Source organism: Pseudomonas sp. SbOxS1 (genome assembly GCF_013416725.1).
Classification (GTDB): Bacteria; Pseudomonadota; Gammaproteobacteria; order Pseudomonadales; family Pseudomonadaceae; genus Aquipseudomonas.
In genome coordinates this window covers 1-13,585 of record NZ_JAAVXC010000062.1, presented here as the reverse complement: position 1 = coordinate 13,585, position 13,585 = coordinate 1, and the positions used below count along the sequence as shown (strand labels likewise).

Here is a 13,585-nt window from a genome sequence, read left to right as displayed (position 1 = left end):
TCGATGGGGCAAGAAAATCAAAAGCCAGATCAAGATCAAACGCAAAAGCGAGGCGGCCTGACAGCCGACCTGATCGGGAGCCGTACGCGTTTCCCCTGTAGGAGCCAGGCTTGCCGGCGAAGAACGATAACGCGGTACAACAGACACACCGCAGCGCCTGGTTCGCCGGCAAGCCTGGCTCCTACAGGGGATTGGGGGTATCTGGAAAAGTCAGGTCGGCTGTCAGGCCGCCTCGCTTTTGATTTTGATCTGGGTGCCCCGTTAACCACGATGGCCGAACGCAGGTATTGCGCAGTGGGTAAACCGGCAGGACGCCGGTTTAGCCGCGCTGGGCCATGGATGGCCCATCGCGGCGACCCACGGAGCAATGCCGGAGTGAGGGCATGCCGAGCCTTAGCGAGGCACCGAGTGGTGGGGCAAAGCCTTTTGCTTACTTTTTGGCGTTTGGAAAAGTGAGTCGCCGTAAGGGCGAAACCCTAAGTAGCCGTTACCGCAGAAATGGATATGTACGCCGACCACAACCTAAAGTCAGTCGCGCTGCAGCTTACGAATCAAAGTCCCTATATCAATCCCCAAATGCTGCGCAGCCTTACGCTTACTCCCACACAAATGCACCGCGCGCAAAATCACCTGCCGCTCAAAATGCTGAACCTGAAGCTTGAGGTTTTGCTGAGGGTCGTCCGAGGTTTCATCCTGCACAACCGAGGGGGCCGACTGTTCCCGGGTGCGCACCGGTTGGAGCAGTTCAGCCGGCAGGTGATGCTCCTGCGCCTCATCGTCAGCCAGCACCGCCAGGCGTTCGAAAATGTTCACCAACTCGCGAATATTGCCGGGGAAGTCGTAACTCATCAGGCGCTTGCGACACCCGGCGGACAGGCTCAGGGACGGTACGCGATCGCCATTGATGCGGCTCAGCAGGATGTCCATGAGAAACGGCAAGTCATCGCGGTGCTGGCGCAGCGGCGGAATCTCCACCGGCAGCACGGCGAGACGATAATAAAGGTCGGCGCGAAACTCACCCATGTCCACCAGATGACGCAAATCCTTGTTGGTGGCGGCAATGACCTGTACCTGCACCGATTTGCTCAAGGGCGAACCGACCGACTGGATCGTGCTGTCTTCGAGAAATTTCAGCAGCTTGGCCTGTACGTGCAACGGGATCTCGCCGATCTCGTCGAGGAACAACGTGCCGCCCGACGCCGCTTCGATATAGCCTTGCTTGCCGCCCTGCAGTGCGCCAGTAAAGGCGCCACGCTCGTAGCCGAACATCTCGGACTCGAACAGGCTCTCCGGGATGCTCCCGCAATTGACGTGGATGAACGGACGATCGCCCCAGCCGGCGGCACGATGGATGTGCCGGGCGATGGCGGTCTTGCCGACCCCCGGCTCACCCAGCAGCAACAGGCGCGCGCGTCGACGGAAAGCGCGCACGCCGGTGTCGGCGATGCTCGACAGCTGTGGCGACAGGTGCAAGGCGTTGTCCTGGGGATCGCGCAAGCCTTGAGGCTCCAGAGGCCGGGTGTTGAGCGATGCCCGGCGCTGCGGCTGGCTGGCGTCGAAGTCTTTCTGGGTGAGCATCCTGAACGGTTTTTCGTAGGCGCCGGTGGGAATCGCGTGAGTACTGCTGAGCAGCACCCGGCCTTCCCGGGAGCGGGTCAACGCACTGTTGCCACCACGATTTAGCGCTGCCAGGAAGTCGTCGTAGTTCAACGCCGAGCGCTGGAAAAAATCACTCTCGGACAGTCCCACGGCCTGCTGTTTTGACAGCCGGTTGACCCGCTCGGCGGCCAGGTTGATAAAGCGCAGCCGGCCTTCGCCGTCAGTGACGATCAGCGCTTCGCTGAAGCTGTCGAGCAAGGCATGCAAGGCGGGTGTTTCCAGCAGCGCGCCCAGTACTTCGCTGCTGACATTGACCGAAGAGCGCATGCCCATCTGCAAGGTGGGTGGCAGGTTGGTGTCTTTCATGGATGCAACTCTAGGGGAGTGCGAACGCCCTGGCTTTCGCGAAACACCGCCACGCGCCAAGCCACGCCTTCGCGAATCAGGATGCGCGAGCAATGCACGTTGAAGTTCAGGTCGCGCCCGCTCAGGTCCGGCAGGGGCAGGCTGTGCCAGGTGCGTTCAGGCAAGGCGTTGTCCAGCAGCAAACGGGCGATGCCGGCGCCATGGGTGATGCCGAAGGTGTCCTCGAAGGCTGCGTTGCGCCATTGCGGTTGCTGGTGTTCATCGATCACCAGCACCGCGTCGGGTACGGCATCGAAGACCCGGCGCAAGGCATCGATGCGTTGCTCGGCATCGTGCTGCATGCGCAACTCCTGGCTGACGTCGCGAATGCTGCCCCACATGCGCAACAGCTGGCCATTGACGATGGTGGCCCGGACGTCGTTTTCCACGTAGGCAGGCGAGCCGTCGTGACGGCGATCCACCGACAGTGCACCGTCGACGTGAAAACCGGCTTCGATCAGGCGACGCACGAATTCTTCGTTGGCCGGGCTGCGCGGCCAGTACAGGCGCACCGGTTGCTGGTTGAAGTCGACATCCGAGGGCATCTCGTACACCTCGGCCATGGCCCGGTTGCACAGGCGCCAATGGGAGTCGTTTTCGAACACCTGGCGGACGATTTCATCCGGGGCATGGTTGATGTCCACTGCCTCGGCGAATTCGATGCACCAGTAGGCGACCTTGGCGCTCTGCAGCATCTGGTTCATCACCTCGTTGGCGTTGTGCATTTCCCGCAGCCGGTACCCCAGCGTGCCTAACGGAATCTTCAACAGGTGCAGGCGTGCCGGCTGCACGTCGCGCCATTGCAGCAAACCGCTGGCAATCACAGGCAGCAGGCCGCCATTGCGGCGAATCAGGGTCAGTTCCAGGCTGTTGATCAATTCGTCGGCAGGCGGGCTGGCAAACAGCGCCTGCACCGTGCGCAGCGACTCGAGACTCAGTACGCGTTCGATCGGCTGGTTGAGCAACTCTTCAGGCGCATAGCCCAATTGATCGCTCAGGCTGGAGGACAGGCTGAGTAATTGCCCGTCGGCGGCGACGGTACTGGTCAGGGGCTGGGCTTTGTTTACCAGCAAATTCAGGATATCCATCGGTGGATCGGCTCGATTCGGCTAATGGGACCTGGGCACACAGGGCCAGGGCAATTTGACAAGGGCATATCGCATGCCAACTCGAAAGCCACTGAACAGGAGGGCATGCGCGCTGCCGTGATGACCGAGTGCTGCGTTATTGCAGCATAATCGGCAAACGCGCAGCGCGTTAATGAGATCAATGGTGGTGCGCAGGCATTGTAGGAGCCGGCTTGCCGGCGAAGGCGTCCGTAAGATCGCCTTAGCCGGCAAGCCGGCTCCTACAGGAAAAAATCGATCTAAAAATACCCTCCCACACACCGGGTGTTTTGCTAATCTGAGGTTGTAGGTGAAAACGCAGACTGATGCGCAAGCGGATAGCGAGGACGCGTGGGGCGCGCTCCGAAGGGTACACGGTTAGAAAGATCTCCGCGCTGAGATCCAGCCCTTATGCCGTGTGAAGCAGGACAGCGCTTATTGCTGTTGCTGTGAGAGTCCTGATAAACCTCGTAAGCCAGAGACCAGCGCTGGCCACCTACTTGGCTCTTGAAGCCGACTTGTGCAGCTGAATATATGCAGCTAGCCAAGATCAAATGCCCCGACTTCCGGGGCATTTGTTTGTCTGCCATTTACTACCGACTATTCAATACCGGCTTACACCAGGTTGATCGTGACATCGATGTTGCCACGGGTTGCCTTGGAGTACGGGCAGGTCTGATGCGCCGCGTCCACCAGCGTCCTGGCCAGAACAGGGTCCAGGCCCGGCAGGCTGACATTCAGGCGCGCCTGAAGGAAATAGGCGTTGCCGGTATTGCCCAGGTCCACTTCGGTAGCAACGCTCACGTCCGCTGGCAAGCTCACCTTCAACGCAGTGGCTGCCTTGCCCATGGCGCCGATGAAGCAAGCCGACCAGCCCGCACCCAACAGCTGTTCCGGATTGGTGCCGCTGCCGGAAGAACCGGGTGGGGACAGCTTGATGTCCAGACGCCCGTCGTCACTGCGCGACGCGCCTTGGCGACCGCCGGTGGTGACGGTCTTGCCGGTGTAAAGGATGGTTTCGATTTGATTGACCATGGAAGTCTCCTGCTGAGATTGGGGTGCTTCAGCCCTGGCTGAAGGGCGACCCGCCTACTGTTTCATCTCCATGTCAGGCGAATGTGTCTTGAACCGACGGTTGTGTATCGCTGTGTAGGTTCGCCAGCGATCAATACAGATTGATACAAAACACCATGACCTCAGGCTTTCACCCAACGCTGGCGACTCCAGCTGCTCAGGGTGTCGACGGCAAACACCAATACCAGCATCGCCAGAATGACCGTGCTGGCCTGGGCCTCCTGGAACAGGCTGAGGCTCAGGTAAAGCATTTGCCCCAGACCGCCGGCGCCGACGAAACCGAGCACGCTGGCCATGCGGATGTTGTTTTCCCAGCGGTAGAGGATGTAGGCCAGCAACTGCGGGAACAGATTGGGCAGGGTGCCATAGCAGAATGCAAACACGGCGTTGCCGCCCTGCAGGCGGATCGCATCGGCCGGTTCCGGCGGGGTGTTTTCCAGTGCCTCGGCAAACAGCCGGCCGAGTACGCCGGTGGTGTGCAGCGCCAACGCCAGGGTGCCGGCATTGGGCCCGAGCCCGGCGGCCAGGACCATCAGCACCGCCCACACCAGCTCCGGAATCGCGCGCAAGGCATTGAGCATCAGGCGCGACAGACCCTGCAACGGCCAGCCGAATCGACCGGCCGCCGGCAACGCCAGCAGCAAGCCGAACACCGTCGCCAACAGCGTGCCCAGGGCCGACATGGCAAGGGTTTCCAGCGCGCCGCGGGCAATGGCCTGCAAATGCCCCGTGCTCAGGTCCGGGCTGAGAAAACGCTGCACGTAGGCGGCCATCTGTTTCAGGTTGGCGCTGGCGCCCAGTTCACCGAGGTCGATGCCCAGGTAGCGGAACGAAGCGAACACTGCGGCGCCGATGCCCAGCACCAGCAGCAGGTTGACCAGGCGTTTCATGCCAGCCTCCAGCGCAGCAGCCGGCTCAGTTGATCGGCGAACAGCACCAGGACGAGGAAGGTCAGCAACAGGCTGGCCACTTCACCGCCGGCGAACATGCGCATCGACAGGTCGATTTGCTGGCCCAGGCCACCGGCCCCGACGAAGCCCATCACCACCGAAGCGCGAATGGCGCATTCCCACCGGTACACGGTGTACGACAACAGCTCCGCCGCGACATTGGGCAGGATCCCGTAGCAGAACGCCGCGAGCCGACCACTGCCGGCTTGCAGCAGCGCGTGGGCGGGGCGCTGGTCGACCGATTCGAAGATTTCCGCGTAGACCTTGCCCAGCATGCCGCTGTAGGTGATGGCGATGGCCAGAACCCCGGCCGTCGGACCCAGGCCGACCGCGCGCACGAACAGCAGGGCCCAGACGATCTCCGGCACGCTGCGCAGGAATATCAGCACGCCGCGTACCGGCCAGCGCAGCAGTTGCCCCCAAAAACTGGGGCGACCGGCACGGGACGCTGCCGACAGCGACAGGGCGCGGCTGGCCAGCAGGCTGGCGGGGATCGCCAGGAGCAGTGCCAGGGCCATGCCGGCCGTGGCGATGGCCAGGGTCTGCAAGGTGGCTTGCCACAACAACTGGAGGAATTCTGCGCCATGGGCGGGCGGCCAGAAGGTCGCGACAAAGCGGCCCATCTCGCTTTGGCTGTCACTGGCCAGCAACACGCGCAGGTCCAGTTCGCTCAAGCGCATGCCCGGCCACAACAGGGCAATCGCCAGCAGGCTGAGCAGCAGGCGTGGCCGGGCGGCGGGATCGCGGGTGTCACGGCTCAGCATCGGGGAATCTGCACGCTCAAGGGGGGAACCGGGGCTGGCGAGGGCTGCAACTGTTCGTTGGCGTAGAGGGTGTCGAGCCGCTCGCGGTCGACGGCGCTGGCCGGCAGGTCGAAGAGGATCTGCCCGTCGCGCAAGCCGATGATCCGCGAGAAGTGCGCCAGCGCCAGCTCCACCGCGTGCAGGCTGGCGACCAGGGTGACGGCGTGCTCCCGCGCATGCTCACAGAGGACCTTGAGCGTATGGCCGGCCAGCACCGGGTCCATCGCCGATACCGGTTCGTCGGCCAGCAACACCTCGGGCGCCTGATACAGCACCCGGGCAATGCCCACGCGTTGCAGTTGCCCGCCGGACAATTGCTGGCACTGGGCGAAGAGCTTGTCGTGCAGGTCCAGCCTGGCCAATGCCGCGCGAGCCCCCGGAACATCCAGCGGATGCACCAGGTTCAACAGGCTCTTGCCCAACCCCCATTGGCCGATTTTCCCCGCCAGCACCGCGGTGATCACCCGCTGCCGGGGTGGCAGCGGCGGCGCTTGATGCACCAGGCCGATGCGCGCGCGCAGGCGTTGGCGCTGGCGGGCCGACAGCTGCCAGGGCTGTTCACCCAGCACCTGCAACTCGCCGATGCCAGGGCGCAGGCCGGTGGCGAGGACGTTGAGCAGGCTCGACTTGCCCGCGCCGGACGGGCCGATGATGGCGACCTGTTCACCGGCTTCGATGTGCAGGTCCAGGCTGCGCAGCGCCTGTACCCCGTTGGCGTGGGTGAGGCTGACCCGGGTCAGGTGCAAGGTCATTTGAGCAGGTCGGCGGCGCGTGCGGCTTCCTCGATGCCCTTGTAGTTCTCGGGCCGGGTCTCGATGAAACGGCTGGCGGCCTGCAAGTCCAGGATCGTTTTTTGCTCGGGGTTCGCCGGATCAAGCGCGAGGAAGGCGGCCTTGATCTTCGCCGCCAGCGCCGGGTCGAGGGTGCCGCGCACGGTCCAGTTGTAGTCGTAGTAGGCCGGCGTGGTGGCAAAAACCTTGACCTTGTCGGTGTCGACCTTGCCGGCCTTGACCAGTTTTTCCCAGACGCTGGCGTTCAGGACACCGGCGTCGACCTTGCCCGCCTGGACCCAGGCAACCGTAGCGTCATGGGCGCCGGAATAGCCCACGCGACTGAAGAACGTTTCCGGCTTGATGCCGTCCTGCAGCATGAAGTAACGCGGCATCAAGCTGCCCGAGGTCGAAGACACCGAGCCGAAGGCGAAGGTCTTGCCCTTGAGGTCGGCGAGGGATTTGACGTTCGGGTCGGCGGTGATGAACTTGCTGGTGAACTGGGCATCCTGTTCGCGCTGCACCAATGGCATGGCATTACCGGTTTTCAGGCGCGCCTGGACGAAGGTGAAGCCGCCCAGCCAGGCCAGGTCGATCCGGTCGGTGGCCAGCGCTTCGACCACGGCCGGATAGTCGCTGACCGGGACGAACTCGACCTTCATCCCCAGTTGCTGTTCCAGATAAGCGCCCAGGGGCTGGAACTTGCGCAGCAGTTCGGTGGGGGCTTCATCCGGAATGGCGCTGACCTTCAAGGCGTCGGCAGCCTGGGCCAGCAGGGTGGAAAGCGACAGGGTCAAGCCGACAGCCAATGCCAGGGTGCGTTTGAGCATGGAAGTTCTCCGGTTCATGAGCGCAAGTAGGTGCAAGCGCCTTTTTAGGGTAGCCGAAGTGCGGGTAGGAGCCAGCGGTGCGGCGACCCGACTTGCCGGCGAACCAGGCGACACGGTGAGTCAGACTACCCCCGCTCCGGGCTTTCGACTTGCAGATGCCCCATCAACCATTCGCTGAAACTGCGTGCACTGTTCTCACTGTCACGATGGGTCAGCAGGGCCCAGTTCGGTCCGCGGATGCTGTGTTCCACCAGCGGTTGCAGCAAGCCGTTGGCGCAGGCCTGCCGGCTCAACAACTCGCTGACCAGCGCAATGCCGAGCCCCGCACAAGCCGCATCCAGCAACAGGCCGGGGTCGGAGAAGTTCATCCCCTGATCCTGCTGGCCGACATCGATGCCGGCTTCCACCGCCCAATGACTCCAGTCCATTTCCCGCTCGCCATGAAGGGTCGTGCGCTGTTCCAGCGGCAGGGCCAGCACGCCTGGATGGCAGGCCGGAAACAGGCGATCGGCGTGCAGCACCCTGAAGCTGCATTCGGCCTGGGAGCTGATGTCGTCGCGCAGCGCCAGGTCGATGGTTTGGGTGGTCATGTCCGGGACTTCGTCGGTGCTGAAAATCCACAGGTCCACCTGCGGGTGCTGTTGGCGAAAGTCTCCCAGGCGTGGCAGCAGCCAGTGACGGGCGAACGCTGGCGTGGTGTTGAGCACCAGCTGGTTGGGTTTCTGGTACTGCCCCAGGCGCCGAATGCCCACTGCCAGTTGCTGCAGCAGCGCCTGGGTGGTGCTGAGCAGGTCATGGCCGGCATCGGTCAGGCTGACGCTGCGGCCACTGCGGAAAAACAGCGGTTGCTCAAGGTACGCCTCGAGGCTGCGGATCTGCTGGCTGATGGCTGACTGGGTGAGGTGCAGTTCCTCGGCAGCCTTGTGGAAACTGCCCAACCGGGCAGCCGCCTCAAAGCCGCGCAGGGTACTGAGCGGCGGCCAGTGTTTGAGCATATCGATAAGTTCCTCTAATCAGTTGTGCGCTAAATCCATCGTTTGTTGCGCCGTTTTCACAGTCGTAGCATGCATGACAACGCCGACAAGCTGTTTTTCATTGAACACAATAACTTAACTGAAAGGGCTTTTTGTCATGCAGCAGAATGAATCTTTGAATACCGGTTGGATGATGCCCGCGGAGTGGGCCCGGCACGCCGCGACATGGATGGTCTGGCCGCACAACAAGGCACTCTGGGAGTCGGGATGGGGCGTCACGCTGCCATTGGTTCAGGAAGACTTCGCTCGCGTTGCCAATGCCATTGCCCGTTTCGAACCGGTAAAAATGGTCGTCGACCCGTCGGCGGTCGCCAGTGCCAAACGCTTGTGTGGTCCCAACATCGAATTGATCGAACTGGCGGTGAACGACAGTTGGTGCCGCGACTCCGGCCCGAGCTTCGTTTGCCATCCGCAACAGGGCCTGGCCGGCGTAAGCTGGCGGTTCAACGCCTGGGGCGGCAAGTCGGCCCATGAGCTGGACGAAGGCCTGGCGCGCCGCGCACTCAATCGCCTGGGGCTGCCGTGTTTCGGCACCCCCCTGAGCAATGAAGGCGGTGCCATTCATGTCGACGGGGAGGGTACGCTGATCACCACCGAGTCGGTCTTGCTCAACCCCAATCGCAACCCGGGCATGAACAAGGCTGAGATGGAGGAGATCTTTGCCCGCCTGTTGGGCGTGAAAAAGACCATCTGGTTGCCGGGTGATCCAGACTATGTCACCGGTGACATGACTGACGGGCATGTCGATGGCGTTTGCGCATTCGCCCGGCCTGGTGTGCTGCTGGTGGACGCCACCCACGACCGACAGTCGGTGTATGCCGAAGTGGCCCGCGAGAACCGCCGTGCCCTGGAGCTGGCTACCGATGCGCGAGGGCGCAGGTTCGAGCTGATCGAACTGTATGAGGCCAGTGAGGCGGTGGACACCGAGGCGCAGGTGTTCTGCGCTTCCTACACCAACTTCTACATCGCCAACGGCGCCATCATCATGCCGGCCTACGGCATCGAGGCGGACAACTCGGCAGCCGAAGTACTGGCGCAGGCATTCCCCGGACGCGAGGTGGTACCGGTGCGCATCAACCACCTGGCCCATGGTGGCGGCGGGGTGCATTGCATCACCCAGCAACAGCCGGCCTGGCCGGTGGAGGGTTGATGCCATGACCTTGGTAACCGTCGCCACGACCCAGATGCCTTGCACCTGGGACCTGCAACACACTCTCGATCAGGCCGAGCAACAAGTGCGCGAGGCGGCAGCCCAGGGCGCCCAGGTCATCCTGCTGCAGGAGCTGTTTGCCACGCCGTATTTCTGCATCGAGCAACATCACCAACATTTGCTGTTGGCCGAAGAGTATCGCGACAGTGCGGTACTCAAGCGCTTTGCCGCCCTGGCCAGGGAGCTGGGTGTGGTATTGCCGCTGAGCTGGTTCGAGAAGGCGGGCAATGCCTTCTTCAACTCCTTGAGCGTCGCCGATGCCGATGGGCGTTTGCTGGGGGTGTATCGCAAAACCCACATTCCCAACGCCATCGGTTATCAGGAGAAGGAATACTTCAGCCCCGGCGACACCGGTTTTCGCGTCTGGGACACGGCGTTCGGGCGCCTCGGCGTGGGCATCTGCTGGGACCAGTGGTTCCCCGAGACGGCACGCTGCCTGGCATTGATGGGCGCAGAAGTCCTGTTGTTCCCCACCGCCATCGGCTCTGAACCGGGTTGTGCAACCCTGGATTCGCGCGACCACTGGCAGATGACCATGCGCGGTCACGCTGCGGCGAACCTGCTGCCGGTGGTGGCAGCCAACCGTGTTGGCCGGGAAGCGGCGACCACCGATCCGGACCTGCAGATGAGCTTCTACGGCTCGTCCTTTATCTGTAACCACAAGGGCAAATTGCTCGCTGAAGCCGACCGCGACAGCACGGGCGTGCTCGTGCAAACCCTGGATCTTGCGGCCATGCGCGAAGAGCGACTGAGCTGGGGGATCTACCGCGACCGCCGTCCGGAGATGTACGGGGCCTTGTTGAGCCAGGACGGTCGCCGGATCAACGCACGCTGGAACAACCAGGGAGACTGATATGCACGCTTCCCATAAACGCCTGCTCACTGCCCTGGGGTTTTCCCTGTGCTGCGTCGTGCCGTCGCTGCACGCCGAGGACAAAACCCTGCGGCTGTACAACTGGGCCGACTACTTTGCCGAAGACACCCTGAGCCGCTTCACCGCCGAAACCGGGATCAAGGTGATCTACGACGTCATGGACGGCAGCGAGACGCTGGAGGCCAAAATGCTCGCGGGCGGCAGCGGCTATGACCTGATCTTCCCCGGCGACACCGTGGCCGAACGCTTGATGCGCGCTGGCAGCCTGCAGGCGCTGGACCGCTCGAAACTCACGGAAGTGGACGACATCGAACCCGGCCTGCAGAAACTGCGCGCCCACTACGAGCACGCCAGCCACGCCACTGTCCCTTACACCTGGGGCACCATCGGCCTGACCTACAATGCCGAACAAATCAAGCAGCGCCTGCCGGATGCGCCGGTCAACAGCCTGGACATGCTGTTCAAGCCCGAACTGGCCGCGCGATTTGCCGATTGCGGTATCTCGGTGATCGACTCGCCGGACGAAGTGCTGGCGGTGGTCCTCAACTACCTGGGCCGGGAGCCGCGCAGCGCCAAACCGCAAGACCTGGAGGCGGCGAGCCAATTGCTGCTCAAGCTGCGACCGTACATTCGCAAATTCCAGTCGCAGCCGGTGACCGACCTGGTCAATGGCAACCTGTGCCTGTCGCTCGGCTACAGCGGTGACATGACCCAGGCGCAACGAACGGCCGATTCGGCCGGCAAGAAATCCATGTTCCAGTACCGCATTCCCGTCGAAGGCACGACGGTGTGGATGGACACCATGGCCATTCCGGTCGATGCCCGGCATCCGGAGTACGCCTATGCGTTCATCAACTTCGTCATGCGCCCGCAGAACATGGCCGCCATCAGCAACTTCACAGGCTATCCCACGTCCAACGCCAAGGCACGACCGGACGTCGATGCGAGCATGCGCAACAACCCCGATATCTACATCGACGAAGCCACCTATGCGCGGCTGATTCCCGGCAAGGATATCCCCCAGGCGGACATGCGGGCGCGCATGCGCACCTGGACCAAGTTCAAGACAGCCACCGCGCCATAACGTCGTCACTGGCACAACGCTTTAGCGCAAGGCGCATCGGGATCACCCGATGCGCCTTTTGTCATTGGCTGGCGTCGAGCACGACGCGGTAACGCGCCTTGCCACTGCGCAGGTGATCGATGGCCTCGTTGACCTGGCTCATGGGAAACATCTCGACCTGCGGAAGGATCTGATGACGGGCGCAGAACTCCAGCATGGTCGCGGTGTTGCTCGGCGAGCCGACCGGTGAGGCGGACAGGTTTTTTTGTTGCGGTATCAGGTCGAACACATGCACCGGTATGGCGCTGGGCACGATGCCCACAAAATGCAGGCGTCCTTTACCGCGCAGGGTGGCGAGCATGGCCGGCCAGTCGAGGTCGGCATTGGCGGTGACCAGGAGAAAATCCAGGGTGCCGGCAATGGCTTTCAGCGCGTTGCTGTCGGTCGAGGCGACGACCTTGTGCGCGCCCAGGCGCCGGGCTTCGTCCTGTTTACCCAAGGATGACGTGAAGGCCGTGACTTCACAGCCCCAGGCGTTGAGGAAGCGCAGCGCCAGGTGACCGAGGCCGCCGATGCCCACCACACCGACCCGGTCCGTGGGCTTGATGGAGAATTCCAGCAGTGGGTTGAACACCGTGGAGCCTGCGCAGAACAACGGTCCTGCCATAGCCGGATCCAGGCCATCGGGTATCGCCAAAGCCCAGGCCCAATGCGAACGCAGTCGATCGGCGAAACCGCCGTTGCTGCCGATGATGGTTGGTTGGGCTGTGCGGCACAGGTTGTGGGAGCCTTCGATGCATGAGGAGCAATGCATGCAACTGCCCTTGTACCAACCAATGCCCACCCGTTGTCCCACTTCGAGACCGCGTACCTGTGCACCCGCGCGCACGATGCGGCCGACCACTTCGTGGCCCGGGATGAAAGGGTAGCGGCTGATGCCCCAGTCGTTATCGATCAATGATTGATCCGAGTGGCAAACGCCGCAGTACTCCACGGCGACTTCCACTTCTTCCTGCCCCAGGGGGCCGGGATCATAGCTGTAGCGCTCCAGCGGCGCGCCGGCCGCGGTGGCGGCCCAGCCAGTAAAGGTGGTGAGTTCGGTGCTATCGCTCATGGTGTACCTCCAGATCCAGGGTAAGGAAGGGGCTGCGCACATCCATTGTAGGAGCCCGGCTTGCCGGCGATGGTTTTGTGTTAGGCGACGATTTTTTTCCGGTGTACATATCCATTCCTGCGGTAACGGCCAGCTAGGGTTTCGCTCGTACTGTAGGAGCCCGGCTTGCCGGCGAAGGCGTTACGTCGGGCGATGCAGGTTTTGATGGTGTACATATCCATTCCTGCGGTAACGGCCACCTAGGGTTTCGCCCTTACGGCGAGTCACTTGGAAAAACGGAACGCCGCCCGGCCCTAAGTAACCAAGGGCTCTTGCCCCTGGCGTTCGGTGGCTCGCTCTGGTCCTGCTCCGTGGGTCGCCGCGATGGGCCATCCATGGCCCAGCGCGGCTAAACCGGCATCCATGCCGGTTCATCCACTGCGCAGAACCTCCACTCGGCCTCTCGAGGGGGCAAGAAAATCAAAAGCCAGATCAAGATCAACAGCCAAAGCGAGGCGGCCTTAAAGCCGACCTGATCGGGAGCCGTACGCGTTCCCCTTGTAGGAGCCAGGCTTGCCGGCGAACCAGGCGCTGCGGTGTGCCTGTTGTACCGCGTTATCGTTCTTCGCCGGCAAGTCGGATCGCCGCACCGCTGGCTCCTACAGGGGATTGGAGTGTCTGGAAAAGTCAGGTCGGCTTTAAGGCCGCCTCGCTTTGGCTTTTGATCTGGGTGCCCCGTTAACCACGCTGGCCGAACGCAGGCATTGCGCAGTG

General features: G+C 62.6%; 12 protein-coding genes. 3 read left to right on the top strand and 9 right to left on the bottom strand.

Going from position 1 to position 13,585, the window contains the following annotated elements:
• Nucleotides 1–528: 528 nt before the first annotated feature.
• The 8 genes from HFK74_RS32135 to HFK74_RS32100 all read right to left on the bottom strand — a co-directional run bounded on the left by HFK74_RS32135 (nucleotide 529) and on the right by HFK74_RS32100 (nucleotide 8,532).
• Nucleotides 529–1,965 carry a sigma-54-dependent Fis family transcriptional regulator gene (locus HFK74_RS32135; RefSeq protein WP_180207097.1) on the bottom strand — a complete coding sequence of 479 codons (1,437 nt, stop codon included), beginning with the start codon at nucleotides 1,963–1,965 and terminating at the stop codon, nucleotides 529–531.
• Entirely contained in the window at nucleotides 1,962–3,092 is a 1,131-nt protein-coding gene (locus tag HFK74_RS32130; RefSeq protein ID WP_180207096.1) for a PAS domain-containing protein, read from the bottom strand. The genes HFK74_RS32135 and HFK74_RS32130 overlap by 4 nt, the downstream gene beginning before the upstream one ends.
• 633 nt (nucleotides 3,093–3,725) lie before the next feature.
• Complete coding sequence (locus HFK74_RS32125; RefSeq protein WP_180207095.1) at nucleotides 3,726–4,145, bottom strand: organic hydroperoxide resistance protein; 420 nt, start codon at nucleotides 4,143–4,145, stop codon at nucleotides 3,726–3,728.
• 161 nt (nucleotides 4,146–4,306) lie between these two features.
• A complete protein-coding gene (gene phnE / locus HFK74_RS32120; RefSeq protein WP_180207094.1) occupies nucleotides 4,307–5,074 on the bottom strand; it encodes a phosphonate ABC transporter, permease protein PhnE in 768 nt (255 codons plus the stop codon).
• On the bottom strand, nucleotides 5,071–5,898 hold the full coding sequence (locus HFK74_RS32115; RefSeq protein ID WP_008066743.1) for an ABC transporter permease: 828 nt from the start codon (nucleotides 5,896–5,898) through the stop codon (nucleotides 5,071–5,073). The genes phnE and HFK74_RS32115 overlap by 4 nt, the downstream gene beginning before the upstream one ends.
• Entirely contained in the window at nucleotides 5,892–6,689 is a 798-nt protein-coding gene (locus HFK74_RS32110; RefSeq protein ID WP_008066744.1) for a phosphonate ABC transporter ATP-binding protein, read from the bottom strand. Before HFK74_RS32110 ends, HFK74_RS32115 begins: the two co-directional genes overlap by 7 nt.
• On the bottom strand, nucleotides 6,686–7,537 hold the full coding sequence (locus HFK74_RS32105; RefSeq protein ID WP_180207093.1) for a putative selenate ABC transporter substrate-binding protein: 852 nt from the start codon (nucleotides 7,535–7,537) through the stop codon (nucleotides 6,686–6,688). The genes HFK74_RS32110 and HFK74_RS32105 overlap by 4 nt, the downstream gene beginning before the upstream one ends.
• A 125-nt stretch (nucleotides 7,538–7,662) precedes the next feature.
• On the bottom strand, nucleotides 7,663–8,532 hold the full coding sequence (locus tag HFK74_RS32100; RefSeq protein WP_180207092.1) for a LysR substrate-binding domain-containing protein: 870 nt from the start codon (nucleotides 8,530–8,532) through the stop codon (nucleotides 7,663–7,665).
• A 136-nt stretch (nucleotides 8,533–8,668) separates the two neighbouring features.
• Here HFK74_RS32100 and HFK74_RS32095 point away from each other — a divergent pair, with 136 nt between their 5' ends.
• The 3 genes from HFK74_RS32095 to HFK74_RS32085 are packed head-to-tail and all read left to right on the top strand — an operon-like array spanning nucleotide 8,669 to nucleotide 11,739.
• A complete protein-coding gene (locus tag HFK74_RS32095; RefSeq protein ID WP_180207091.1) occupies nucleotides 8,669–9,721 on the top strand; it encodes an agmatine/peptidylarginine deiminase in 1,053 nt (350 codons plus the stop codon).
• 4 nt (nucleotides 9,722–9,725) lie between these two features.
• On the top strand, nucleotides 9,726–10,634 hold the full coding sequence (gene aguB / locus HFK74_RS32090; RefSeq protein WP_180207090.1) for an N-carbamoylputrescine amidase: 909 nt from the start codon (nucleotides 9,726–9,728) through the stop codon (nucleotides 10,632–10,634).
• 1 nt (nucleotide 10,635) lies between these two features.
• On the top strand, nucleotides 10,636–11,739 hold the full coding sequence (locus HFK74_RS32085) for an extracellular solute-binding protein (RefSeq protein WP_180207089.1): 1,104 nt from the start codon (nucleotides 10,636–10,638) through the stop codon (nucleotides 11,737–11,739).
• 61 nt (nucleotides 11,740–11,800) lie between these two features.
• Here HFK74_RS32085 and HFK74_RS32080 read toward each other — a convergent pair whose 3' ends face one another.
• Nucleotides 11,801–12,832, bottom strand: a complete 1,032-nt coding sequence (locus HFK74_RS32080; protein WP_180207088.1) for an NAD(P)-dependent alcohol dehydrogenase — start codon at nucleotides 12,830–12,832, stop codon at nucleotides 11,801–11,803.
• Nucleotides 12,833–13,585 lie beyond the last annotated feature (753 nt).

Bases quoted from the DNA above. Each gene is read 5' to 3' on its own strand.
- aguB (WP_180207090.1), top strand. From the start codon at position 9,726: ATGACCTTGGTAACCGTCGCCACGACCCAGATGCCTTGCACCTGGGAC.
- HFK74_RS32135 (WP_180207097.1), bottom strand. From the start codon at position 1,965: ATGAAAGACACCAACCTGCCACCCACCTTGCAGATGGGCATGCGCTCT.
- HFK74_RS32110 (WP_008066744.1), bottom strand. From the start codon at position 6,689: ATGACCTTGCACCTGACCCGGGTCAGCCTCACCCACGCCAACGGGGTA.
- HFK74_RS32130 (WP_180207096.1), bottom strand. From the start codon at position 3,092: ATGGATATCCTGAATTTGCTGGTAAACAAAGCCCAGCCCCTGACCAGT.
- HFK74_RS32095 (WP_180207091.1), top strand. From the start codon at position 8,669: ATGCAGCAGAATGAATCTTTGAATACCGGTTGGATGATGCCCGCGGAG.
- phnE (WP_180207094.1), bottom strand. From the start codon at position 5,074: ATGAAACGCCTGGTCAACCTGCTGCTGGTGCTGGGCATCGGCGCCGCA.
- HFK74_RS32115 (WP_008066743.1), bottom strand. From the start codon at position 5,898: ATGCTGAGCCGTGACACCCGCGATCCCGCCGCCCGGCCACGCCTGCTG.
- HFK74_RS32125 (WP_180207095.1), bottom strand. From the start codon at position 4,145: ATGGTCAATCAAATCGAAACCATCCTTTACACCGGCAAGACCGTCACC.
- HFK74_RS32085 (WP_180207089.1), top strand. From the start codon at position 10,636: ATGCACGCTTCCCATAAACGCCTGCTCACTGCCCTGGGGTTTTCCCTG.
- HFK74_RS32105 (WP_180207093.1), bottom strand. From the start codon at position 7,537: ATGCTCAAACGCACCCTGGCATTGGCTGTCGGCTTGACCCTGTCGCTT.
- HFK74_RS32080 (WP_180207088.1), bottom strand. From the start codon at position 12,832: ATGAGCGATAGCACCGAACTCACCACCTTTACTGGCTGGGCCGCCACC.
- HFK74_RS32100 (WP_180207092.1), bottom strand. From the start codon at position 8,532: ATGCTCAAACACTGGCCGCCGCTCAGTACCCTGCGCGGCTTTGAGGCG.